Here is a 23,845-nt window from a genome sequence, read left to right as displayed (position 1 = left end):
GCTGAGCGAAGAAGGAGGGTTTTCCCTATGTCCGCCCGAACGCAGCCGTGCCGGGCCCCTCCACGTCGTGGAGGGGCCCGGCACGGTCGTACGACGCGGTGGGTCAGCCGTGCTTGGCGCGGCTCGCGGAGCGGGCGCGCTCGCGGGCGTCCAGGTTCACCTTGCGGATGCGCACGGCCTCCGGGGTGACCTCGACGCACTCGTCGTCGCGGCAGAACTCCAGGGACTGCTCCAGGGAGAGCTTGCGCGGCGGGACGATCGCCTCGAAGGAGTCGGCCGAGGACGACCGCATGTTGGTGAGCTTCTTCTCCTTGGTGATGTTCACGTCCATGTCGTCGGAGCGCGAGTTCTCGCCGACGATCATGCCCTCGTACACCTCGGTGCCGGGGTCGGTGAACAGCACGCCGCGCTCCTGGAGGTTCGTCATCGCGAAGGCGGTGACGGCGCCGGCGCGGTCGGCGACGAGCGAGCCGTTGTTACGGGTCGCCAGCACGCCGAACCACGGCTCGTGGCCCTCGTGGATGGAGTGGGCGATGCCCGTGCCGCGCGTGCCGGTCAGGAACTCCGTACGGAAGCCGATGAGACCGCGGGACGGGACGACGAACTCCATGCGGACCCAGCCGGAGCCGTGGTTCGACATGTTGTCCATACGGCCCTTGCGGACACCCATGAGCTGCGTGACCGCACCCATGTGCTCCTCGGGCACGTCGATCGTCATGCGCTCGACGGGCTCGTGGACCTTGCCGTCGATCTCCTGGGTGACCACCTGCGGCTTGCCGATGGTCAGCTCGAAGCCCTCGCGGCGCATCTGCTCGACCAGGATGGCCAGCGCCAGCTCGCCGCGGCCCTGCACCTCCCAGGCGTCCGGACGCTCGGTGTCGAGCACGCGCAGCGAGACGTTACCGACCAGCTCGCGGTCGAGGCGGTCCTTGACCTGGCGGGCGGTGACCTTGCGGTCCTTGACCGCGGCCTTGTTCTCCGCGCCCTTGCCGGTGCCGCCACGGCCGACCAGCGGCGAGGTGTTGGTGCCGATGGTCATGGAGATCGCCGGCTCGTCGACCGTGATGAGCGGCAGCGCGATGGGGTTCTCGGGGTCGGCGAGGGTCTCGCCGATCATGATGTCCGGGATACCGGCCACGGCACAGATGTCACCGGGGCCCGCCATCTCCGCGGGCTTGCGGGTGAGCGCCTCGGTCATCAGCAGCTCGGTGATACGGACGTTGGACATGGTGCCGTCGCGCTTGATCCACGTGACGCTCTGGCCCTTGCGCAGCTCGCCCTGCTCGACGCGGAGCAGCGCGATACGGCCGAGGAAGTTGTCGGCGTCCAGGTTGGTGACGTGCGCCTGGAGCGGGGCCTCCGAGTCGAACTCCGGAGCCGGGACGTGCGAGAGGATCGTGGAGAAGAACGGCTCCAGGCTGTCGCTGTCCTGCGGGACGGTGCCGTCCTCGGGCTTGGTCAGCGAGGCCACGCCGTCACGCGCACACGCGTAGACGATGGGGAACTCGATCTGGTCCTCGTCGGCGTCGAGGTCGAGGAAGAGGTCGTAGGCCTCGTTCACGACCTCGTCGATGCGCGAGTCGGGGCGGTCCGTCTTGTTGATGCACAGGATGACGGGCAGACGGGCCTGAAGCGCCTTGCGCAGCACGAAGCGGGTCTGGGGCAGCGGGCCCTCGGAGGCGTCGACCAGCAGCACCACGGCGTCCACCATCGACAGACCGCGCTCGACCTCGCCACCGAAGTCGGCGTGGCCCGGGGTGTCGATGATGTTGATGGTGATGACGTCGCCGCCATCCTTCGGGTGGTACTTCACGGCCGTGTTCTTGGCCAGGATCGTGATGCCCTTCTCACGTTCCAGGTCGTTCGAGTCCATCATTCGGTCGTCGAGCGACTCGGCGGCGTGCGCGGCGAAGGCACCGGCCTGCTTGAGCATGGCGTCGACGAGGGTCGTCTTGCCGTGGTCGACGTGGGCGACGATGGCTACGTTGCGGATGTCGTGGCGCGTGGCCATGATGTGGCGTACTCCCGGAGTGGTGAGGACGGCCTACGCGTACGTCTGTGTCACGCGGGCCCTGCCGGGCTGGACATGCCACGGCCTTACCCCATCGTACGGGGGTCCCGCGGTGAGGGCCTCCGCGGGACCGTGCACCCGACGCAGCCGAGGGCCTCCGGTCCTGGTCAGGCGCCCTCCACAGCCCTACTTCTTCGACGGGCTAGCCGACACCTTCGCCCCCTTCTTCAGGAACCCCATGTCCTCATAGACCGGCGTCTGGAAGCCGAAGGCGCCCGTGTTGGCCGTGTTCTTCCTGGCGGCGGTCAGTTGGGGGCGCTGGTAGAGGGGAATGGAGCCGGCGGTGGCCCAGATGCGGGAGTCGGCCTTGCGGATCAGGGAGCGGGTCTCGGACTCGTCGAGGGTGGAGACGGCCTGGTCGAAGAGCTGGTCGACCTGGTCGGTGCCGACGCGGGTGTAGTTCTGCTCGACGTTGAGGGAGCCGTCGGCGGCCGGGACGGGCTTGGCGTAGATGGGGCGGGCGTCGGTGGCGGGGAAGGCGGAGGCGGGCCAGGAGTAGAGGGCGAGGTCGTACTGGCCGGACGCGATGTGGTCCTTGAAGTAGCTCTCGTCGGAGACCTTCTTCAGTTCGGTGCGGATACCGACCCGGTCCAGCATCCGGCGGATCTGGTCGGCCACCGTACGCAGCGTCTCGGAGCCGACGCCCGACGGCAGCACGAAGGTGAGGGTGAGCGGCTTGCCGTTCTTGGCGAGCGGACCGGCGGGGGCACCCGCGGGGGCGGCGGTGCCCATGGGGGCGTACGCGCCGGGCGCACCGCCCTGCTTGAGCTGCTGCTTGCCGTCCTGGGCGAGGTGCTCCTGGCCCTTCTTCTCCCGGTCGGCCTCGCCCGGCGCCTTGTGGTCCGACGCATGCGACTTGCCGTCCTCGCCGACGATGTACGTACCGTCGTCGCCGCCCTCGGACTCGTCCTCGGCGTTCCCGCCCTCGGGGCCGGCCGCCTTCTCGCCCTTCTTCTGCTGCTGCTTGACGGGTCCGCCCGGCACCCACCCGGCGTCCGCGAGCAGCGCCTGGGCCTCCTTGGTGTCCTGGTCGCCGAGGGCGCCGCTGTTGTCGGCGTAGGCGGCCTGGCCGGAGAGCGCGAGATGGCTGCCGACGGGAACGGCGGGCAGGCCCAGCGGCTTGAGGACGGCCTTGGCCAGTGCCTTGCGGTCGAGGGCGCGGGCCACGGCGCGGCGGACGCGCTCGTCGGCGAGCGGGCCGTCGGCGCCGTTGAGGGCGAGCTGTGTGTAGGCCGGCTCGAAGGACTTGCGGACCTCGAAGCCACGCAGGGGGGCCGCGCCGCCGGGGCCCTGGAGCGGGGTGCTCGTGCCCTGCGGACGGGCGGCGAGGGTGATACGGCGCGACACATCGGCGTCGATGTCGGCCAGGTCCAGCTTGCCCGCGGCCAGCTGGGCGGACCGCTCGTCGCGCGGTACGGAGCGCAGCACGATCTGGGAGAGCTTGGCGGGCCGCCCCCACCAGCGCGGATTGCGGGCGAGGGTGATCTGGTCGGCGGCGCGGTCGATCTTCTTCAGCATGAAGGGGCCCGCGGTGACCTTGAGCTTGCGCCGCGCTCCGTCGTTGAAGGAGTCCGGCGTGCCCATGACCTCCTTCGGGTACAGCGGCGTGAACAGCGACTGCCAGTCGGCGTAGGGCCGGGCGAAGGTGACCTTGACCTCGAGGTCGTTGGCGCCGCGCTGGATCCGCTCGATGCGGTCGTAGCCGGCGTTGCGGGCGGTCCAGTAGGCGCTGTCCTTGCCGGACAGGGCGCGCCACTGGGCGGCGAAGTCGGCGGCGCCGATCTCCCGGCCGTTGCTCCAGACCGCCTGCTGGTTGAGCTTGTAGAGGACGACCTGCTTGGGCTCGGTGTCGACGACCTTCGCGGACTCCAGGTAGCCGGGGTTGATCTGCGGGCGGCCGTTCACGTCGAGCCGGAACATCGACGGCAGGACGGCCTGGGCGACGCGGGTGGTGGTGGCGTCGGCGTCGGCCTGGAAGGTGTTCAGGGTCTCCGGTACGGAGTCCACGGCCCAGCGCAGGGTGCCGCCGTCGGAGACCAGGGCACGGCCGGCGGGCGCGATGTCCTGCCCGGCGAGGGGTTTGCCGGCCTGGTCCTCGGAACTGCAACCGGTGAGCGCGAGTGCGCCCGCCGTGAGGAAGGCCACGGAGCGCATGACCTGGCGCTGTCCGACGCCGTCGTGGGACATCTCTTACCTCCGGAGGACACAGGGCGTTATGATCACTTTTGGCGGTATATGGAGCTGATCACACGTATGCGGCCACCTAAGAGGAAAGGGTTCAGCAACGGAGTGCGACACGGCGGCGGGCAGCAGAAGGCCACCCGCCCGGCCCAATCGGCTCGCACCTGTGAACGCCGGTCGGGCGCTGTAGGCCCGTCCGGCGCTTGAGGACGAGGCCCTTCGGGCCGCGGCGGGTCCGGGGGCGCGGCCCCCGGGGTCGGCGCCCCCGCACGCACCTGCACACACCAACAGACCTCAGCCAATCGATGCACACGGCTTCCCACCGGCCGGTGTGACGCGCAACACTCGCAGGCGCATGAACGTTGCCACCCACGGCCGCCCGGCCCATGGAAGTGAGGAAACGTCATGTCCGTACACGACGAACTGACGTCCATCCAGCGCAGCATCGACGACCTGTCCAAGTCCGTCGGCCGCCTGGAGCAGCAGATGGGGAGCGGCGGGCTGGACATCCGCCGGGTCCGCACCGACTGCGATCATCTGCGCGAGAGCGCCGCGCTGCTCCGGGACGCAACCTCCGCCCCCACCGCACCCAAGCGCCCCGAACTCGTCACCATCCCCGACACCCCGTACGACGACTCGCTTTGGATCGACACGGACGACGAGGGACTCGGCGCCCGTGACCGGCACGCCCCCTGAGCCCTCGAACGGATCGACCCGACCGGAGTCATGAGTTGGCCACTGGTACGGAACCACCGACAACAGAATCCCATCCCCCCGGCGGCGGCGTACGGACCGGTACGCGTGCCGCGATCGACGCCCCGCATCTGCGGACCGATCGCTGGTGGCTGGCGCCCGCCGCCACCGCGGCCGGTCTGCTGGCGTTCATCGTCTACTCGACCTGGCGGGCCTTCGCCGACGCGGACTACTACGCGGCGCCGTATGTCTCGCCGTTCTACTCCCCCTGTCTGGCGGAGCGCTGCGAGCCGATGCACGCCGGCCCCAACTGGGAGATCTTCGGCAGCTGGTGGGGCATCTCCCCCGCGATCATCATCCTGATCTTCCCGCTCGGCTTCCGCCTGACCTGCTACTACTACCGCAAGGCCTACTACCGGGGCTTCTGGGCCTCGCCCCCGGCCTGCGCGGTGGCGGAGCCGCACAAGAAGTACTCCGGTGAGACCCGCTTCCCGCTGATCCTTCAGAACATCCACCGGTACTTCTTCTACGCCGCGATCCTGGTCGCCGGGATCCTGTCGTACGACACCGTGCTCGCGTTCCGCAACGAGCACTACGAGTGGGGCCACATGGGCCTCGGCACGCTGGTGTTCCTGGTCAACATCGTGCTGATCTGGGCGTACACCCTGTCCTGCCACTCCTGCCGGCACATCGTCGGCGGCAAGCTCAAGCACTTCTCCCGGCATCCCGTGCGCTACCGGATGTGGCAGTGGGTCGGGAAACTGAACGCCCGTCACATGCTGCTCGCCTGGGCGTCGTTGGTGAGCGTGGCGCTCTCCGACTTCTACGTCTATCTGGTCGCGTCCGGCGCTTTCGACGATCCGAGGTTCTTCTGATGTCCGTGGTCGACCGCCAGGAATGGGACGTCGTCGTGGTCGGCGCCGGGGGCGCCGGCCTCAGGGCAGCGATCGAGGCGCGCGAGCGGGGCGCCCGTACGGCCGTGATCTGCAAGTCGCTGTTCGGCAAGGCGCACACGGTGATGGCCGAGGGCGGCATCGCCGCGGCGATGGCCAACGCGAACCCGCACGACAACTGGCAGGTCCACTTCCGCGACACCATGCGCGGCGGCAAGTTCCTCAACCAGTGGCGGATGGCCGAGCTGCACGCGCAGGAGGCGCCCGACCGGGTCTGGGAGCTGGAGACCTGGGGCGCCCTGTTCGACCGCACGAAGGACGGCCGGATCTCCCAGCGCAACTTCGGCGGCCACGAGTACCCGCGCCTCGCGCACGTCGGCGACCGCACCGGCCTGGAGCTGATCCGGACGCTCCAGCAGAAGATCGTCTCCTTGCAGCAGCAGGACATGAAGGAGACCGGGGACTACGAGTCGCGCCTGAAGGTCTTTCAGGAGTGCACGGTCACCCGGGTGTTGAAGGACGGCAGCCGAGTCTCCGGGGTCTTCGCCTACGACCGTGAGACCGGCCGTTTCTTCGTCCTGGAAGCGCCCTCCGTCGTGATCGCGACGGGCGGCATCGGCAAGTCCTTCAAGGTGACGTCGAACTCGTGGGAGTACACCGGCGACGGACACGCGCTGGCGCTGCTCGCCGGGGCGCCCCTGTTGAACATGGAGTTCGTGCAGTTCCACCCGACGGGCATGGTCTGGCCGCCGTCGGTGAAGGGCATTCTCGTCACGGAGTCGGTGCGCGGCGACGGAGGAGTGCTCAGGAACTCCGACGGCAAGCGGTTCATGTTCGACTACATCCCCGACGTGTTCAAGGAGAAGTACGCCGAGTCGGAGGCGGAGGGCGACCGCTGGTACGAGGACCCGGACAACAACCGGCGCCCCCCGGAGCTGCTGCCCCGTGACGAGGTCGCGCGCGCGATCAACTCCGAGGTCAAGGCCGGGCGCGGCTCCCCGCACGGCGGGGTGTTCCTGGACGTGTCGACGCGGATGCCCGCCGAGGTGATCAAGCGTCGGCTGCCGTCCATGTACCACCAGTTCAAGGAGCTGGCCGACGTCGACATCACGGCGGAGGCGATGGAGGTCGGGCCCACCTGTCACTACGTGATGGGCGGCATCGCGGTCGAGTCCGACACGGCGGCCGCGCGCGGGGTGCCGGGGCTGTACGCGGCGGGTGAAGTCGCCGGCGGTATGCACGGCTCGAACCGGCTCGGCGGCAACTCCCTGTCCGACCTGCTGGTGTTCGGGCGCCGGGCGGGCCGGCACGCGGCCGAGTACGCGGCGGGCCAGGCCTTCGAGCGTCCGCCCGTGGACGACGTCCAGGTCGACGCGGCGGCCGCGGAGGCGCTGCGCCCGTTCTCCGCGGAGGGCCCGGTCGAGGGCACGCCGGAGAACCCGTACACCCTCCACCAGGAACTCCAGCAGACCATGAACGACCTGGTCGGCATCATCCGCCGCGAGGGCGAGATGCAGCATGCGCTGGAGAAGCTCGCCGAGTTGCGCGTACGCGCCCGGCGGGCCGGCGTCGAGGGCCACCGCCAGTTCAACCCGGGCTGGCATCTCGCCCTGGACCTGCGGAACATGCTGCTGGTCAGCGAGTGCGTGGCACGGGCGGCGCTGGAGCGCACGGAGTCGCGCGGCGGCCACACCCGCGAGGACCACCCGACGATGGACCGCAAGTGGCGCCCGATCAACCTGCTGTGCCAACTGGCTGATCCCACCGGCGGGTTGGCCGCCACGGACCCCGTGCGCGGCCAGATCGACCTGCTCCGTGAGACCACCGACCCCATCCGTCACGACCTGCTCGCCCTCTTCGACAAGGAGGAGCTGGTCAAGTACCTCGCCGAAGAGGAGCTCTACGAGTGAGCAGCTACGAGGCCCGCTTCAAGGTGTGGCGGGGCGATGTCGAGGGCGGCGGCCTGGAGGACTTCGAGGTCGAGGTCAACGACGGCGAAGTGGTCCTGGACATCATCCACCGCATCCAGGCCACCCAGGCCCCCGACCTGGCGGTCCGCTGGAACTGCAAGGCGGGCAAGTGCGGTTCGTGCTCGGCGGAGATCAACGGACGACCGCGGCTGATGTGCATGACGCGGATGTCGGTGTTCACGCCCGAGGACACGATCACCGTGACTCCGCTCCGCGCCTTCCCGGTGGTCCGCGACCTCGTCACGGACGTCGGCTTCAACTACACCAAGGCGCGCGAGGTCCCGGCGTTCGTGCCGCCCGCCGATCTCGGGCCCGGTGAGTACCGGATGATGCAGGAGGACGTGGACCGCTCGCAGGAGTTCCGCAAGTGCATCGAGTGCTTCCTGTGCCAGGACACCTGCCATGTGGTGCGCGACCACGAGGAGAACAAGCCGGCGTTCGCCGGGCCCCGCTTCCTCATGCGGGTCGCGGAGCTCGACATGCACCCGCTGGACGCCGCCGGTGAGTCCGGCCTGGACCGCAAACGCACGGCCCAGGACGAACACGGTCTCGGCTACTGCAACATCACCAAGTGCTGCACGGAGGTCTGCCCCGAAGGCATCAAGATCACGGACAATGCGCTGATTCCCTTGAAGGAAAGGGCAGTCGACCGCAAGTACGACCCGCTGGTGTGGCTGGGGTCGAAGATCCGCCGACGGCCCGCGTCAGGCTGAGGCGGCCCGCAGATACCCCGAGTGGGCCACCTGGCCGAGGAAGGTGAACCGGGTGTCCGTGGTCATGTGCTTCTCGAAGGCCTCCTTGATCCCGGACCACTTGGGGTGCCCGAAGTCGTCGAGTACGACGATGCCGCCGGGCGCGACGATCTGCTCGGCCCACTCCAGGTCGGCGGCGACACCGGCCGCGGAGTGGTCGCCGTCGACGATGACCACGCCGTAGGAGCGGTCGGAGACCAGGGCGCGCACCTCCGGGTCCTCGGAGAAGCCCTGCTGGATCCGGGCGGCGGCGCCGGCCGCACCCGCGAGGGCCAGATTGGTGCGTACGGCGGCGCCGTTCACCGGGGTGCCGGAGGCGTCGTTGCCCATGGTGGCGCCGGGCTGGAGCTGGGTACCGGCGAGCGGATCGACGATGGTCAGGCTCGGCGCACGCCCCGCCCGCTCCATCATCCGGATCAGCGCCGCGCTGAACATCCCGTACAGCGTCCCGATTTCGAGGATCTCGTCGTTCGGCGGATCGAGCAGCGGTACGGCGGACAGCTTGCCGACGATGTTCATCGTGCCGCCCGCTATTCGCCCGACGCCGAGCGCCTCCATCGCGATGAGCAGCCGGAACGCCTGGGCGACATTGCGTTCGGCGGCATCCCTGTTCCCGCCGGAGACCTCCGCCAACTCCGCGATGGTGCGGTTGAGGTGAGGCGCCGACGGCAGCCGTGACGCCCCGCGCCCGGTCCCGTCGAAGAACAGCTCAAGCGGCCGCTGACGGTTACGCAGCCTCTTCAGTTCCTCATGCGTCACATCGGCCCGGGCACTCTCCTGAACGACACGGCGGACCTGACGCTCTATGCGCTGGTCGATGAGTTCGACGATCGGACGCAGGGCGCGCCGGGCAGCCTTGCTGGTGATTAGCGCTCGCATGAATGTGCGACCTCACAGGGATCGGAGATGTGGACCGTAGGACGGGCACAGCACGTTCACAACAAACTAGGGGGCCCGAAGGGGGAAAGTCCGCACGACGGCTGGATGGCGAGATGGTTACGTCATCCACGCGGCGCGGATCACGGCTTGTCCACCCAGCCCTCCCGGTACGCCGTCCAGTCCTCCGCGGTCGCGGCGAAGTCGACATACAGGGCGACGCCGAAGTTCGGGCGGTCCGCGTCCGTGCGGGACAGGCCCAGGCGGACACCGCGGACGGCGGCGGGGACGGTTTCGGCGTGTGCCCAGTGGCCGAAGCGGTTCTCATGGAAGAAGGGCAGACCCATCAGCAGGTCGGTGGTGGGCGGGGTGACCTCCAGGGCGAGGGAGGTCTGCTGGGCGACATAGCCGCCGTAGGTGCTCTCGAGCGGCTGCATGGTGTCGTACGACATGACGGCGATCTGGTCGACGCGGCGGGCCACCTGGCCGAAGAACTCCTGCGACCACCATTTCGGGTGGCCGGTGGTCGCGCCCCAGAAGGAGTGGAAGCCGGGGAGCGGGTCGATCTGGTGGGCGGCGACGGAGAGCGGGGCGCCCTGGGCGCGGGTGACGCGGTGCAGGGCGTCGAGGAGCGTGAGGTAGTCGCCGTCGTCCGAGTGGAGGGGCTCCAGGTCGAAGTGGACCCCGTCGAAGCCGGCCGCCAGGATCTGCCGGGTGGAGGCGACCACGGCCGCCCTGGTCTCCGGGCGCTCCAGGCGCATGCCGTCGGGGCTTTCGGTGGCCAGTACGTCGCCGAGCCAGGCCTGGACGCGGATGCCGGGGATTTCCTTGTGCACGGCGTCGATGAACCAACCGGCCTTCGGATACACCGACTCGGGCAGCGTTCCGTCGTGCTCCAGGGGGCCCGCGTGGACGTAGAGGTCCTTGATGCCGGTGGTTTCGAGTTGCCGGGCGAGGGCGGTGACGTCGGCGGCCTTCTTCCGACCGTCGACCCAGGCGTGGCCCAGCCAGAGCGCGTCACGGTTGCGGGTGTGGGTGCCGGAGGCCAGGTCGCCGGTGTAGTTCAGGCGGAGGGCCGTCTCGGCTGCGAGGAGGGGGAGGAGCAGGGCGAGGAGGAGGGCGAGAAGGGTGCGGCGGGTGCGTCTGGGCCATCTTCTTCTCCCAACCGCACCACCCGTGCCGCTTTCGTCGTCGGGCGCGGGTGGCCCCTGCGGGCCGTCCTCGCCGCCGGCGGCTGTCGGTTCGTCGGGCGTGTCAGCGGTGGGTTCCTCTGCGGTCTGTTCCATCGTCGTGTCCCCTCCCTCATCGAGGCCCCACCCCGCCTGACGCACCCCGGTCGCGCGGGCCCATACCGGGTCATACGCTCCGAAATGTGACGTCATCCTTGTTCCGGGGCCGGCCGCGGCGTGCCGCCTCGCACATATCCGTGCGGGTGGCGCATGCCGTGCTGGGTGGTGCGGCCGGGCTGGTGTGGCTCGTGCTGCCGGGGATGACGATCAATGCCGAGGATCCGGTTCCGGCGGTGCGGGCGGGTGAGGTCGCGCAGGAAGAGGACGAGACATCCACCTCCGACCTCGTCCTGCCGCTGGTCGCGGCGAGCGCGGCGGTCGCGCTCGCCGGATACGCATACGTACGCCGCACCCGGCGAATGCGCACCCGTACGACGCCGGGCGGCGCCACGGTCGTGGCCGCGGCCCCGTTCGCCTCTGAACTCGACGAGCGTGCGAGGGCGTTGCTGATCGAGGCCGACGACAGCGTCCGCACCAGCCGTGAGGAACTCGGCTTCGCCGAGGCCCTGTCGGGTACGGCGGCCGTGGCGCCCTACGCGCAGGCGCTCCTGGACGCGGAGTCCGAGCTGTCGTCCGCCTTCCGGATGCGGCAGCAGTACGACGACGGTGTTCCGGCCGATCAGGCGTCCCGGCGGCACGCGCTCGCCGGGATCGTCGGGCGGTGCCAGGAGGTGGGACGGCGACTGGACGCGGAGGCGGCCGGCTTCGACCAACTGCGCGGGCTGGAGCGGGGGGTGGGCGAGGCGCTGGAGGTCGCAGAGACGCGGTTCCGAGAGCTGGCGGGCCGCACGGGCGCCGTGGAGGCAACCCTCGCCGCCCTGGCCAAACGGTACGCACACGCCGCGACCGCCCCTCTCACCGGCGACGTCGAACAGGCCAAGGACCGACTGGTGTTCGCCACATCCCGCCTCAACGAGGCCCGCCAGGCCGCCGACTCCAGCGACTCCCAACGCGCAGCCCGCCACCTCCGCGCCGCCGAGTCCGCCATCACCCAGGCCACGGTCTTCCTCGACACCATCAACCACCTCGCCCAAGCCCTGAGAGAGGCAGAAACCCTCGTCCCGGCCACCCTCACCGGCGCGGAGGCGGAGATCGCGGGAGCGCGGGGGCGGCTGGCGGAGGCGGGGGGTGGGGTGGGGGCCACGGATGGCGGAGGGGGTGAGGTGGAGGAGGCGACGGGGGGTGAGGGGGGCACCGGAAACGGCACGGGCAGCTCAGGCACCCCGACCGATCGCGGCGTCAGCAGCCCAGGCACCCCACCCGATCGCAGCGGCGGCAGCGCAGGCACCCCACCCGCCCGCGGCGCAGTCACGCCCGCGGCGTTCGGCGGGCTTCCCTTCGGTCAGGTGGGCGGCGGTCTTGTGGATGTGACCGTCGGTGAGTTGCGGGCGCGGATTCGGCATGCCGATGCGGTGCTGGCCGGCGTGCGGGAGGAGTTGATCGGTGGGCCGTACGACCCGCTGGACGCTCTGCGTCGGATGGTGCGGGCGACCGTGCCGGTGGCGTCGGGGCGGGCGGGGGTGTTGCCGGTCGCTGCCCTGCTCGCCGCCCGTGCGTCGGTGGCCCTTGCGGACGGGTTCGTCGTGACGCACCGGGGTGCGGTGGGCAGCGAGGCCCGAACGCTGCTGGCGGAGGCGGAGCGGCTGCTCTCGGCGGGGCCCGAGGAGCGTGCGGCCGCCGGGCTCCGGGCGAGGAGCGGGGGCCGTACGCCTGGCGTGGGGCGGCTGACGTCCCCCGAGCGCACGGTGACCGGTGATCGCGCCACGGCCGACACCCTCGCCCGGCACGCCCGTGCCCTCGCCGAACAGGACGTCCGTGTGCACGGCAACCCGGTCGCCGGGACGGCCCGTGAGACGGGGGTCGGCGGGGCGGTCCTCGGCGGGATCCTGCTGGGCGGCGCGCCCGCGAGCTTCGGCGGGCCGCACAGCCGCAGCCGCCGAGGAGGCCCAGCGGCGAAGTAGGGCGACGGAAGGCTCGCGAACCCCGCCCCCTCAGAACAGGCTCAGCAACGCCTCCGCCGGATCCGTCAGGCCCGTTTCGCCGTCCGGCAGGGGGAGTTCGAACCAGACCGTCTTGCCGCGCGGGGTACGCCGGGAGCCCCAGGCGGCGGAGAGGAGGCCGACGAGTTGGAGGCCCCGGCCGCCCTCGTCCGTGTCGCGGGCGCGACGGCGGCGTGGCTGGACCAGGCCCGCGTCCCAGACCTCGCAGACCAGGGTGCGGTCCAGCAGGAGCCGTAGCCGGATCTCGCCCTCGCCGTACCTCAACGCGTTGGTGACCAACTCGCTGACCAGCAGCTCCGTCGTGTCGACGAGCGGCTCCAGGTCCCAGCTCAGCAGCTGCCCGCGCGCGTACTCACGGGCGCGGCCCACGCTGCGGGGCTCGCGGGGCAGGGTCCAGTCGCCCACGGAGTCGGCCGGCAGGCCCTGGACCCGGGCCATCAGCAGGGCGATGTCGTCCTCGCCGTGGTGGGTGTCGAGGGTGTTGAGGACGTGGTCGCAGACGTCCTCCAGCGGTTCGGAGGGGTCGGTCAGCGCGCCCACGAACGCCTGGAGGCCCTCGTCGAGGGGGTGGTCGCGGGATTCGACCAGTCCATCCGTGTAGAGCGCCAACAGGGCGCCTTCGGGTAGTTCGACCTCCACCTCCTCGAAGGGCTCCCCGCCGACGCCCAGCGGCATGCCCGGCGGCACGTCCAGCATCAGCGCGTCCTCGCCGGGTTCGACCAGGACGGGAGGCAGATGGCCCGCGTTCGCGAAGGTGCAGCGCCTGGTCACCGAGTCGTAGACCGCGTACACACAGGTCGCCAGATACACCTCGGACAGGTCCGCCTCGCGGGGACGGCGGGCGGCCCGGGTCGCCTGCTGGACGCCGCCCGGCGCCCCGAGGCCCCGCGCGATCTCGTCCAAGGCCGACAGAACTTCCGCCGGTTCGAGGTCCAGCAGCGCCAGGGTCCGTACCGCGGACCGGAGTTCACCCATCGCCACCGCCGCGCGCAGGCCGCGTCCCATCACGTCGCCGACCACCAAGGCCGTGCGATGGCCGGGCAGTTCGATGACGTCGAACCAGTCGCCGCCCACCTCGCTGGGCCGGTCGGCGGAGCTGTTGCCGGGCAGATAGCGGCAGGCGATGTCCAGGCCGGCGGCCACCGGGTCGCCCGGCGGGAGCAGGGACCGCTGCAGTATCAGGGCCCGTTCGTGCTCACGGCGGTACAGGCGGGCGTTGTCGATACAGACCGCCGCCCGCGCCGCCAGCTCCACCGCGAGATCCCGGTCCCGGTCGCCGAACGGCTCGCTGCCCTTCGTACGGGAGAACTGAGCGAGTCCTACGACGGTGTCGTGGGCGACCATCGGTACGGCGAACGTGGACTGGACGAGACCGCCCTCCTCGGGCGGGACGCGCCGCGGCTTGGCGGTGCGCAGGGCGTCCGCGCAAGGGGAGTTGAAGGGGTAGTGGTGGACGGCGCCGACGGCGACCGGTGCACCGCCGCCGATGAAGGGTGCGTCGGAGACCGCGCTGGCGAAGGCGACCCGGCGCAGCTCCGCGCTGCCGTCGGCGAGCCCGGGCGGGGTCTCGTCGCCGGCCAGCAGACCTTGGTAGAGGTCGACCGTCGCCAGGTCGCAGAAGCCGGGGACGACGACGTCGAGGAGTTCGCGGGCCGTGGTCTCCAGATCGAGGGAGTTGCCGATACGGGCGCCCGCGTCATTGAGAAGGGCGAGATTGCGCCGGGCGGCGGCGGCCTCGCGGGCGGCGGCGCGACGGGCGGTGATGTCGGTTCCGAGCCAGGCGATGCCGATGGGGCGGCCGGTGCCGCTGTGCACGCGGAAGAGGTTGATGGACCAGTGGCGGCGCTCGTCGGATCCCGGCAGAAATCCCGTGACGTGCATGTCCGTGATGTTCTCGCCGGTCTCCAGGACACGGCGCAGCACGGCGGCGACCCGCTCGGCCTCCGGCCGGGGCAGATAGTCGTTTACTCCGCGGCCGCGGTGGTCGTCGGGGGTGCCGCCGAAGACGGAGGCGAACCGCATGTTGGCGCGCCGAACCCGCAGGTCGGGGTCGATCAGCAGGAAGCCGTAAGGAGATTGACCGAAAATCGACTGCGAGGCGGCGAGGTCGGTCTCGATCCGGCGCAGGGTGCGGACGTCGACGACGATGCAGACGGCGGCCTTCTCGCCGTCCTCGGTGCGCGTCGGCATGACATAGACCTCGGCGAGGCCATCGCCGCTCCGATCGCCGCCGGCCGTCTCCGGTTTCCGGAACGGGACGACACCGGTCCACTCCCGGCCGTCGAGGATCTCGGCCATCTTCCGCTGGCCCTCCTCGCGCAGGTCCGGGTCGATGAACGCCTCGATGGGGTCCATGCCGACGGCCCGCTCGGCGGGGATGCCGAAGAGCTGCTCGGCGCGCAGGCTCCACTGGTCGACGAGGCCGTCGGCGCCGATGGAGAAGGACGCGACCTTGATGTAGTCGTAGATGGAGCCGGGCGGGCTGCTCTGCCACATGGCGTCACCAGCGGGCATGTCGGCGAACGGCGCGTCGCCGGGCCGCCCGGCGGCGCCGGAGGCTCTCGTCGCGTCGGCCGCGACGGCAGCCGCGGCCCCCGTCCTCGCGCCGTCCGACGGGTCCTCGGACTCCGTGGCCTTCGCTGGTATCTCGCTCACGCGAACCGTCCCCTCCAGCTCACCGCGTCCGGCACCGGTCACCGGAGGCGGCTGCCCGCAGTATCCAGCACTACGACGCCGCACGACACGGTGTTCACGATCACAGCACGGTCCCGACGGTTTTCGGTCCGCACTGCGACAACACCTACAGTCTTCTAACCAGCGGACACGTCGTCGAATCACGCGACTCGACAACCGCCAGTGGCCTGAACCAGCCACCGGACAGTGCGACCTGGGCTGTACACCCGGTTCAGCCCGGTACCGCCAGTTCGAACCACACCGTCTTGCCCGCGGCGCCGGGCCGGGTTCCCCAGCGGCGCGAGGAGAGGGCGACGAGTTGGAGTCCGCGTCCGCTCTCGTCCTCGGGCAGGGCCGCACGCTCGCGCGGCGGGTCCGGGAGGGGGTCGGAGACCTCGACGAGGAGCACACCGTCCGGGCCCGTGGGGCGGACCAGCCGTACACCGATGGGACCCGTGGCGTGCCGCAGGGAGTTGGTGACCAGCTCGCTGACCAGCAGGGCCGTGATGTCGGAGACGCTGTCGAGAGCCCAGTCGCGCAGCCGGCTGCGGACGGCTGCACGGGCGGCGCGCACGGCGCCCGGGTCCGCGGGAAAGGTCCACTCGGCGCGGTCGCCTTCGGTGTCGATCACGCCCGATCACTTCCCAGGCCAGCCAGCCCACCATGTCCGGTTTTGTGGGGTTAATGGGCACATACCCGGTATCGAGGCGCCAGTACCGTCCTGCTCCGCGGGTTCGCCGAGTGCGCCTAAGAGCTCGGGAGGTTCGGTCGCGTTGCGGGTGCGGGTGCATTGTGGTTGGTCGCGCAGTTCCCCGCGCCCCTAGGTGGCTACAGCCGAGCCGCGATACCCCGGACCGCTTCTACATCCTGGTCCAGCCAGGGCACGTTCCAGATCTCGGCCCGGGTCAGCCAGCGCAGGTCGTCGTGGTCTTGTAGGGGCTTGGGGTCGAGTGAGCCTGGGAGCAGTCGCGCCGTCCAGACCTGGAGGACGTACGGGGATCTTAGGGGCCACTCCCCCGGGACGCGGTCGGCGATCTCGGTCTCGACGCCGAGTTCCTCGCGCAGTTCGCGCACGAGGGCCGCTTCGGAGGTCTCGCCGGGTTCGACCTTGCCGCCGGGCAGCTCCCAGCGTCCGGCCAGCTCGGGGGGTGCGCTGCGGCGGGCGGCGAGCAGCCGTCCGCCGTCGATGAGTGCGGCTCCCACGACCACGATCGGTTCCGTCATGCGCGGGAGCCTACGGGAGGGGTGCGGGGCTCACGCACGCCTGCTCAGTCGAGCGGGCTCGCCCCGTTCGGCCCGATCCGCTCGACCCAGTACAGCTGCTTGTGTCCGCGGATGTCGAGGCTGTCGGCGATCTTCTGGGCCTCGGCCCGGGTCGCGTACCGGCCCACGCGATAGCGATTGCCGTTGTCGTCCTGCCGTATCACGAGCCAGGGAAGAGTGATCGTGCCGTCGTTCATCCCGCCCCACCGCTCCTTCCCGCCCACGACCGCACGAGTCCCGCCCGCGGCCTGTGCCGTGCCCCACCCGCCAAGGAAACCGCAATCCGCATATGCCTGAGCCTACGCCTAACCTTCACGCAGCGAATACGGCTTTTCACAAAGAGGTACGCAACCAGCCAAGACGCAGGGGGCGCACGACGACGAGTGCGCCGTGCGGGCGTGTTCGCGCATCCGGTCAGCGAGCTGCCGCACCCTCCTGGGCGACCTGGGAGAACGACCGGAATCCAACGCCACGCGGACAGGCGCCCGTTGAGCGCGCGCCGGGGCAACCGCCGTGACGGCGTGCGCTACTTCACAGGAAGGTGATAGGCGACCTGGTAGCGGTCGGCCGGGATGACCACGTCGGCCGTCTCCACCGGGCGGCCCGAGGCGTAGTACGTGCGCGAGACGACGAGGACGACATGGCCGGGGACGCCGCCCAGCGCGAGCAGCTCCTCGGCGAGGCCCGGACGCGCGCCGACCTCCTCCGTCACGTTGTCCACGACGACGTCGATGGCGGCCATGCGCTCGACGACTCCCATGCCGCCGAGGGGGCCCTCCTCGGGCAGCATCACGGGCGTACGACCGGTGACGGCGAGGGGCTCCCAGGAGGTGGAGAGCATCATCGCCTCGCCGGCCTCCCGGAAGACGTACTTGGTGCACATCACCCGGTCCCCGGACTGGATGGCGAGCCGCTCGGCGACGGCACCGCTCGCCTCGGCCTGCCGGCTGCTGGACTCCCAGGTGCCGCGTGTCTCGCCGTCGGCCTGCTCCTGCCGGAACGGCGTCGCGCCCCCGGCAGGCCGGAACCCGGAGCGGGCGATACGGCGGGGCACCGGCCGCTCGCGCACATACGTCCCGGAGCCGGAGCGGCCCTCGACCAGGCCCTCGGCCATCAGCACCTTGCGCGCCTCGAGGGCGACGGTGTCCGAGACTCCGTACTCCTCACGGATCCTGGCCTGTGACGGGAGGCGGGTGTGCGGAGGCAGTGAACCGTCGACGATCTTCTTGCGGAGATCACCCGCGACACGCAGGTATGCCGGCTGCTCACCGAATGTCACTGGCCGCTCCCATCAGGTTGTACAGACAGCAACAGCGTGGCAACCGTGGGTTGTCCGGTGCAAGCAAAGGCCAGAGAATCACTCGATGTGATGACTTGCGTGCAGTGCGGGCCTACGCAGGCACTTTCTCCCCGCTACAGCCGCGATCACACCTCGATCCCGGCGTCTCCTCCCCCGCTGTCCGAACCGTCACCGCTGTCGCCGTACGACGGCGGGGTCGTCGCCAGCCCCAGAGCCTTGCGCGCGGTGACCGACTGCTCCGGGACGATGAGTTCGTAGCCCGTGTCGTAGTGCTCGTAGAAGGCGTCCACGTCGGCGGCCTCGGCGGCCAGGGCCCACTCCTTCCGGGCGGCCTCCAGGTCCTCGACGAGATCCCCGACCGGCTTCTCGGCGCGGGCGGGCCACCGGTGGTCGCGGAGCATGCCGGCCTGCTCGGTCAGCGCGTCCGCGACCCGCCCCGCCCACGCCTTGTGACCGGGCAGGTCGTCCTCGACGTACTCCTCGGCGGGCGCGGAGTCCATGGCCGTGTTGAGGACGTCCGCCGCCTTCAAGTACACGACCTGGTCGGCGTCGAGCGTCGTCTCGTCGTTGCGCAGCGAGCCGGTCAGACCGCTCCTGCCGTCCGTGTGGCCGAACACGCAGGTGATCTCGCGGTCACCGAGCCGCCAGCTCTGCCGGGTCGGGGTCAGGTAGTAGACGTCGACGGTGTCGGGCAGGGCCCAGGCGTCCAGTGCGTAACTGCCCTGGAGGGCATAGCACTTGTCGTCGGCGACCTCCGTGACCTTGTCGTCCCCCGGAAAGGAGCCGCCGGGCATCTCGACGACCGCGAACACCTCGCCGTCGTGCCGGCCTGCGCAGGGCACGGACTCGACGTCGTATGTGAAGCCCTCCATCCCGCCGGGCGAGTCGAAGCACTCGCCCTTCTCCAGCGAGAGGCTCGAGTTGTCGCGCGCCCCCTCCTTGAACCCCTCCCAGAAGTCGGACGCGGCCCCGGTCGACAGTGTCACCGCCCACAGCGCCAGCCCGACGGACGACAGCACCGACCCGGCGATCGCCATGCCCTTCCCGCGCTCGCCCCGCTTCTTGATCTGGCTCAGCGCGATGAGCCCGAGGACCAGACCCACCGCCGGCACGAAGCAGAGGATGCCGGTGACCAGCGAGGCGATGGCGAAGCCGTTGACGGGCGCGGGGCGGTTGAAGGAGCCGTAGCCCTGCCCCCACGGCTGGTACGGCATCCCGTAGTACGGGCCTTGTTGATACTGCGGAGCCTGCGGGTACTGCTGCCCTTGGGGCTCCTGCGGCTGGTGGGGCCCGGGGGGCGGGGGTATGGACACGGGTACCGTGCTCCTGGTTCGGGCGGCGGTGCGCAGACGATGCGGACCGGGGTTCGCTTGGCGTTGCGCGAATGGTACGAGACTGTCCATGACATGCCTCGTCCTCGGGGCGGGCCGGGTCACAGACCCGGAGCCGCTCCCGAGGACGAGGGTGCCTGTGTCACGTCATCCGTGCCGGAATCCGTGACGGAGTGCGTGCCTGAATGCGTGACCGATCAGAATTGCAGCGCCCAGGCGTCGATCCGCCCGGTGTCGACCGCCGCGTTGTCGCTGACCCGCAGCTTCCACGAGCCGTTCGCGACCTCCGACGAGGCGTTCACGGAGTACGTGGTGTCGATGTTGTCCGCACTGCCGCCGGTGCCGTACGCCTTGAGCGTGTAGGCGGTGCCGTCGGGGGCGATCAACTGGACCTGGAGGTCGCCGATGTACGTATGGACGATGTGGACCTCGACGGCGAGGGCGGCCGGCGCGTTGCCGGTGACCCCGGAGACGGTCAGCGGGGACTCGACCGTGGAGTTGTCGCTGATCGTGTAGTCGCCGGTGTTGTCGAAGCGCGGGCCCGGAGGAGTCGTCGTACCGCCGCCCACGTTGAGGAGGCGGTTGGGCGAGCCGGTGCCCGGGCTGGTGACGACGCCGGTCGAGGAGGCGTTCACCAGGGCCGTGGACACCTGGGCGGGCGTGGCCGTGGGATTGTCGGCCAGGTAGAGCGCCGCCGCTCCGGCGACGTGCGGGGTCGCCATCGACGTACCGGAGATGGTGTTGGTGGCCGAGTCGCCGGTGTTCCAGGACGAGGTGATGGACGAACCCGGGGCGAACAGGTCCAGGACCGTGCCGAAGTTGGAGTAGCTCGCCTTGGCGTCGGTCGAGGTGGTGGCGCCGACCGTGATGGCCTCCGTCACGCGTGCGGGGGACCTGGTGGAGGCGTTGACGGACTCGTTGCCGGCCGCGACGGCGAAGGTGACGCCGGAGGCGATGGCGTTGCGTACGGCGGTGTCGAGGGCGGTGTCGGCGCCGCCGCCGAGGGACATGTTGGCGACGGCCGGCTTGACCGCGTTCCGGGCGACCCAGTCGATGCCGGCGACGACCTGGGCGGTCGTACCGGACCCGGCGTTGTTCAGCACGCGGACGCCGACGACCTTGGCCTTCTTGGCGACGCCGTACGCGTTGCCCGCGACCGTGCCGGCGACGTGGGTGCCGTGGCCGTTGCCGTCCTGGGCGGTGTTGTCGTTGTCGATGGCGTCGTAGCCGTAGGAGGCACGGCCGCCGAAGTCGCTGTGGGTGATGCGGACGCCGGTGTCGATGACGTACGCCGTCACGCCGGTCCCTGCCGAGTCCGGGTAGGTGTAACTGCTGTTGAGCGGAAGCGTCTTCTGGTCGATGCGGTCCAGGCCCCAGGAGGGCGGGTTGGGCTGGGTCGCCTCGATGTGGAAGGTGCGGTTCTGAATGACGGAGGCGACGGCCGGGTCGGCGGCGAGACGTTTCGCCTCGGTCTCGGAGGCCTCGATCGCATAGCCGTTGAGGGCCTTGGAGTAGGTGCGCTCGATGTCGGCGCCGTACTCCTCGGCAAGAGCCTTGCCCTGGGCGGAGCCTGCCTTGGTGTCCGCCTTCAGCGTCACGATGTAGCTGTCGGCGACGGCGTTCGCGGCGCCCTGGTACTGGATACGGCCTTCGGGAGCGGCCGCGGCGGGGAGGGCGGAGACGAGGCCCGCGGTGAGTGCCGCGGTGGCTGCCACGCTGATCGCTGCCAGTCTTCGCCGGGTCTGACGCATCACTGCCATCTGAGGGATCCTCCTCAATCGGTGGTGCGCTGGTGGGGGGTGGTGCGGGTGCGCACAGAGCCGGAACAGAACCCAGAGCGGGCATGATCATGTCAATTTCCTGTGCCGCACCTGTGCGTCAGCCGAAAGATTGAGGCTTCCACAGGAATTGCACAAGCCCCGTGCACGGACGTAACAGACCTGCCATACACGTACCGTGACTTTCCTCGCCCCGCTGCTGGTCGCCACGCTCCTGCTGCCCATGACCCCGGCATACGACTCGCCCTCGGACAACGGCTGCGAAGCCCGCGGCTGGGCCCCCGCCGCCACCGCGATCGACCCGGAGGACACCCACCACCCGTACGTCGGCAACGGCTACCTCGCCACCCGCGTCCCGCCCACCGGCACCGGCTACGCCGCCTCCGGCGAGAAGACCGGCTGGCCCCTGTACACCCCGCGCTACGACGGCACCTTCGTCTCCGGCCTCTACGCCCGTGGCCCCGAGAACACCGCGGGGCGCGAGGCGCTCGCCGCCCTGCCCACCTGGACGGGTCTCGACGTCACCGCCGGCAAGGAGACCTACGGCGAGCGCAGCCGCGTCAGCCGCTACCGCCAGACCCTCTCCCTGCGCTGCGGCTACCTCCGCACCGCCCTCACCTGGACCGCCTCCGACGGGCGCCGCACAGACCTGACGTACGACGTCCTCACCTCCCGCGACGACCCGCACACCGGCGCCGTACGCCTGCGCCTCACGCCGCACTGGGACGGCGAACTCACCCTCACCGACCGGATCGACGGCCGCGGGGCTCGCCGGGTCGTGCAGCGGGACGCCGGTCGTGTCGACGCGCGCACGGTCGGGGTGGCGTTCCGTACGGAGGGCACGGGTGTCGACGGCGCGGTGGCTTCCACGCTGGACGCGCCGCACGGGCGCCCCCAACAGGCCGGTGCGGCCGAGCCGTTGAGCGCCAGTCGGTCGGTGCGCCTGCGCGTCCGCTCCGGCCGCGCCTACACCGCCACCAAGTACGTCGGCGTCGACACCGCCCTCACCTCCCGCCGTCCGCGCGCGTCCGCCCGGGAGGCGTCGCTGCGTGCCGCCGGCCGCGGCTGGGCGGAGCTGCTCGCCTCGCACACCGCGGCATGGCGGGATCTGTGGACCTCCGACATCCAGGTGCCCGGCCATCCGGACCTGCAACTCTGGGTCCGCTCCGCCCAGTACGGCCTGCTGTCCTCGCTCCGTCCCGGCGCCCGCGACAGCATCGCGCCGACCGGTCTGACCAGTGACAACTACGCGGGCATGGTCTTCTGGGACGCGGAGACCTGGATGTTCCCGTCGCTTCTGGCCACCCACCCCGATCTCGCCCGCCCGATCCTCGAATACCGCCACCGCACGCGCGGCGCGGCCGCCGACAACGCCGCCGGGACTGCGGTGAAGGGCCTGTTCTACCCGTGGACCAGCGCGAGCCGCGGGCGGCTGTGGAGCGAGTGCCAGAGCTGGATGCCGCCGCACTGCGTCACCCAGAACCACCTCCAGGGCGACATCGCGCTGGCCGCCTGGCAGTACTACCTCTCCACCGGCGACCGCGACTGGCTCCGCACCCGCGGGTGGCCCCTCCTGGGCGGTCTCGCCCAGTACTGGACTTCACGCGTCACCCCCAACACCGACGGCTCGTACTCCATCAAGGAGGTCGCCGGCCCCGACGAGTACAGCAACGGCGTCACCGACGGCGCCTACACCAACGCGGTCGCCGCCACCGCCCTGCGCGCCGCGACCTCCGCGGCCCGGGTCCTGGGCACGCCCGCCCCCGCCGACTGGGCGCGTGTCGCGGGACGCCTGCGCATCCCGTACGACGCGAAACGCAAGGTCTTTCTCCAGTACGCGGGTTACGACGGCTCCGAGATCAAGCAGGCGGACACCGCGCTGCTGATCTACCCACTCCAGTGGCCGATGCCGGACGGCGCCGCGGCCGCCACCCTCGACCACTACACCGAGCGCACCGACCCCGACGGCCCCGCCATGACGGACTCCGTGCACGCGATCGGCGCCGCCGCGATCGGTGAGCCGGGCTGCGCCGCGTACACCTTCCTGCGGCGGGCCTACCAGCCGTTCGCCCGCGGCCCGTTCGCGCTCTTCTCCGAGTCCCGCGGCGAGAAGGCGGGCGCCTCCGACCCCCTCGCCGGCTCCCCCGCGCAGGACTTCCTCACCGGCAAGGGCGGCTTCCTCCAGATCTTCACGCACGGCCTGACGGGCCTGCGGCTGCGCGAGGACGCCCTGCACCTCGACCCGACGCTGCCGCCCCAGCTGTCCGACGGCGTACGGCTGTCCGGGCTGCGCTGGCGCGGTCGTACGTACGACATCTCGATCGGGCCGGAGACGACGACCGTACGGCTGCGCTCCGGGGCGCCCTTCACGCTGGACACCCCGGAGGGCCGCCTCCGGCTCGACGGCACGGCCACCCTCAAGACCCGCCGCCCCGATCTGGTCCCCACCCCCGACGTCGCGCGCTGCCGACCGGTGACGGCGACCTCCTCGGAACCCGGCCTCTACCCGGCGGCCGCCGTGGACGGCAGTCCGGCGACCGCGTGGTCGCCGGAGGCCGAACAAGGGTCGCTGAAGGTCGACTTGGGGCGGCCGGTGCGGGTGTCCTCCGTGCGTCCGGTGTGGAAGGAGCGGCCCGCGTCGTCCACCGTCGAGGTGTCGGCGGACGGGCGGGCGTGGCACACGGTGGACGGGAGCCGGGTGCGGTTCGTGCGGGTCGGGGTGCGGGGGGCCGCCGGGCTCGGGGAGCTCGGGGTGCGGTCGTGAGGGTCTGCTCT

General features: G+C 70.9%; 17 protein-coding genes. 6 read left to right on the top strand and 11 right to left on the bottom strand.

Annotated elements, in window-relative coordinates; genetic code table 11:
* Positions 1-103 precede the first annotated feature (103 nt).
* Positions 104-2,011, bottom strand: a complete 1,908-nt coding sequence (gene typA / locus ACIHFB_RS28230; protein WP_365284350.1) for a translational GTPase TypA — start codon at positions 2,009-2,011, stop codon at positions 104-106.
* Positions 2,012-2,197: 186 nt separating this feature from the next.
* Complete coding sequence (locus ACIHFB_RS28225; protein WP_365284348.1) at positions 2,198-4,258, bottom strand: ABC transporter family substrate-binding protein; 2,061 nt, start codon at positions 4,256-4,258, stop codon at positions 2,198-2,200.
* A 399-nt stretch (positions 4,259-4,657) separates the two neighbouring features.
* Between ACIHFB_RS28225 and ACIHFB_RS28220 the strand changes: the two genes are divergently transcribed.
* The 4 genes from ACIHFB_RS28220 to ACIHFB_RS28205 are packed head-to-tail and all read left to right on the top strand — an operon-like array spanning position 4,658 to position 8,521.
* Positions 4,658-4,948, top strand: coding sequence for a hypothetical protein (locus ACIHFB_RS28220; protein ID WP_365284346.1), 291 nt, complete (start codon positions 4,658-4,660; stop codon positions 4,946-4,948).
* Between the two features lie 35 nt (positions 4,949-4,983).
* Positions 4,984-5,820, top strand: a complete 837-nt coding sequence (locus ACIHFB_RS28215) for a hypothetical protein (protein ID WP_365284344.1) — start codon at positions 4,984-4,986, stop codon at positions 5,818-5,820.
* Complete coding sequence (locus ACIHFB_RS28210) at positions 5,820-7,748, top strand: fumarate reductase/succinate dehydrogenase flavoprotein subunit (protein WP_365284342.1); 1,929 nt, start codon at positions 5,820-5,822, stop codon at positions 7,746-7,748. The genes ACIHFB_RS28215 and ACIHFB_RS28210 overlap by 1 nt, the downstream gene beginning before the upstream one ends.
* Complete coding sequence (locus ACIHFB_RS28205) at positions 7,745-8,521, top strand: succinate dehydrogenase/fumarate reductase iron-sulfur subunit (RefSeq protein WP_365284340.1); 777 nt, start codon at positions 7,745-7,747, stop codon at positions 8,519-8,521. The genes ACIHFB_RS28210 and ACIHFB_RS28205 overlap by 4 nt, the downstream gene beginning before the upstream one ends.
* Here ACIHFB_RS28205 and ACIHFB_RS28200 read toward each other — a convergent pair.
* Both ACIHFB_RS28200 and ACIHFB_RS28195 read right to left on the bottom strand, forming a co-directional pair.
* Positions 8,513-9,439, bottom strand: a complete 927-nt coding sequence (locus ACIHFB_RS28200; RefSeq protein ID WP_400128361.1) for a class I SAM-dependent methyltransferase — start codon at positions 9,437-9,439, stop codon at positions 8,513-8,515. The genes ACIHFB_RS28205 and ACIHFB_RS28200 overlap by 9 nt on opposite strands.
* A 140-nt stretch (positions 9,440-9,579) precedes the next feature.
* Positions 9,580-10,722 (bottom strand): hypothetical protein, encoded by a 1,143-nt coding sequence (locus tag ACIHFB_RS28195; protein ID WP_365284336.1) that lies wholly within the window; start codon positions 10,720-10,722, stop codon positions 9,580-9,582.
* Positions 10,723-10,808: 86 nt separating this feature from the next.
* On the opposite strand from ACIHFB_RS28195, the gene ACIHFB_RS28190 reads away from it, so the two are divergent.
* Entirely contained in the window at positions 10,809-12,686 is a 1,878-nt protein-coding gene (locus tag ACIHFB_RS28190) for a hypothetical protein (protein ID WP_400128359.1), read from the top strand.
* 30 nt (positions 12,687-12,716) lie between these two features.
* Here ACIHFB_RS28190 and ACIHFB_RS28185 read toward each other — a convergent pair whose 3' ends face one another.
* From ACIHFB_RS28185 to ACIHFB_RS28155, 7 genes are all read right to left on the bottom strand, one after another.
* On the bottom strand, positions 12,717-15,380 hold the full coding sequence (locus tag ACIHFB_RS28185; RefSeq protein ID WP_365284334.1) for a SpoIIE family protein phosphatase: 2,664 nt from the start codon (positions 15,378-15,380) through the stop codon (positions 12,717-12,719).
* A gap of 250 nt (positions 15,381-15,630) precedes the next feature.
* The gene (locus ACIHFB_RS28180) at positions 15,631-16,026 is read right to left on the bottom strand and encodes an ATP-binding protein (RefSeq protein WP_365284569.1); all 396 of its coding nucleotides are present in this window, start codon (positions 16,024-16,026) and stop codon (positions 15,631-15,633) included.
* A 200-nt stretch (positions 16,027-16,226) separates the two neighbouring features.
* Positions 16,227-16,622: a (deoxy)nucleoside triphosphate pyrophosphohydrolase gene (locus tag ACIHFB_RS28175; protein ID WP_400128356.1), complete on the bottom strand. Its 396-nt coding sequence runs from the start codon at positions 16,620-16,622 to the stop codon at positions 16,227-16,229.
* A gap of 44 nt (positions 16,623-16,666) precedes the next feature.
* Positions 16,667-16,858 (bottom strand): SPOR domain-containing protein, encoded by a 192-nt coding sequence (locus tag ACIHFB_RS28170; protein ID WP_400128354.1) that lies wholly within the window; start codon positions 16,856-16,858, stop codon positions 16,667-16,669.
* Between the two features lie 329 nt (positions 16,859-17,187).
* On the bottom strand, positions 17,188-17,940 hold the full coding sequence (locus tag ACIHFB_RS28165; RefSeq protein ID WP_365284329.1) for a GntR family transcriptional regulator: 753 nt from the start codon (positions 17,938-17,940) through the stop codon (positions 17,188-17,190).
* Between the two features lie 146 nt (positions 17,941-18,086).
* Positions 18,087-19,274 (bottom strand): DUF4190 domain-containing protein, encoded by a 1,188-nt coding sequence (locus ACIHFB_RS28160; protein WP_400128351.1) that lies wholly within the window; start codon positions 19,272-19,274, stop codon positions 18,087-18,089.
* A 215-nt stretch (positions 19,275-19,489) separates the two neighbouring features.
* A complete protein-coding gene (locus ACIHFB_RS28155; RefSeq protein ID WP_400128349.1) occupies positions 19,490-21,052 on the bottom strand; it encodes a S8 family peptidase in 1,563 nt (520 codons plus the stop codon).
* Positions 21,053-21,293: 241 nt separating this feature from the next.
* Between ACIHFB_RS28155 and ACIHFB_RS28150 the strand changes: the two genes are divergently transcribed.
* Positions 21,294-23,834 (top strand): glycosyl hydrolase family 65 protein, encoded by a 2,541-nt coding sequence (locus tag ACIHFB_RS28150; protein WP_400128715.1) that lies wholly within the window; start codon positions 21,294-21,296, stop codon positions 23,832-23,834.
* Positions 23,835-23,845 lie beyond the last annotated feature (11 nt).

Origin of the sequence: Streptomyces sp. NPDC051963 (assembly GCF_044593495.1) — a bacterium.
In the GTDB taxonomy this organism is placed as follows: domain Bacteria; phylum Actinomycetota; class Actinomycetes; order Streptomycetales; family Streptomycetaceae; genus Streptomyces.
The sequence above is the reverse complement of the archived record's forward strand: the minus strand, read 5'-3'. Positions and strand labels throughout refer to the sequence as shown.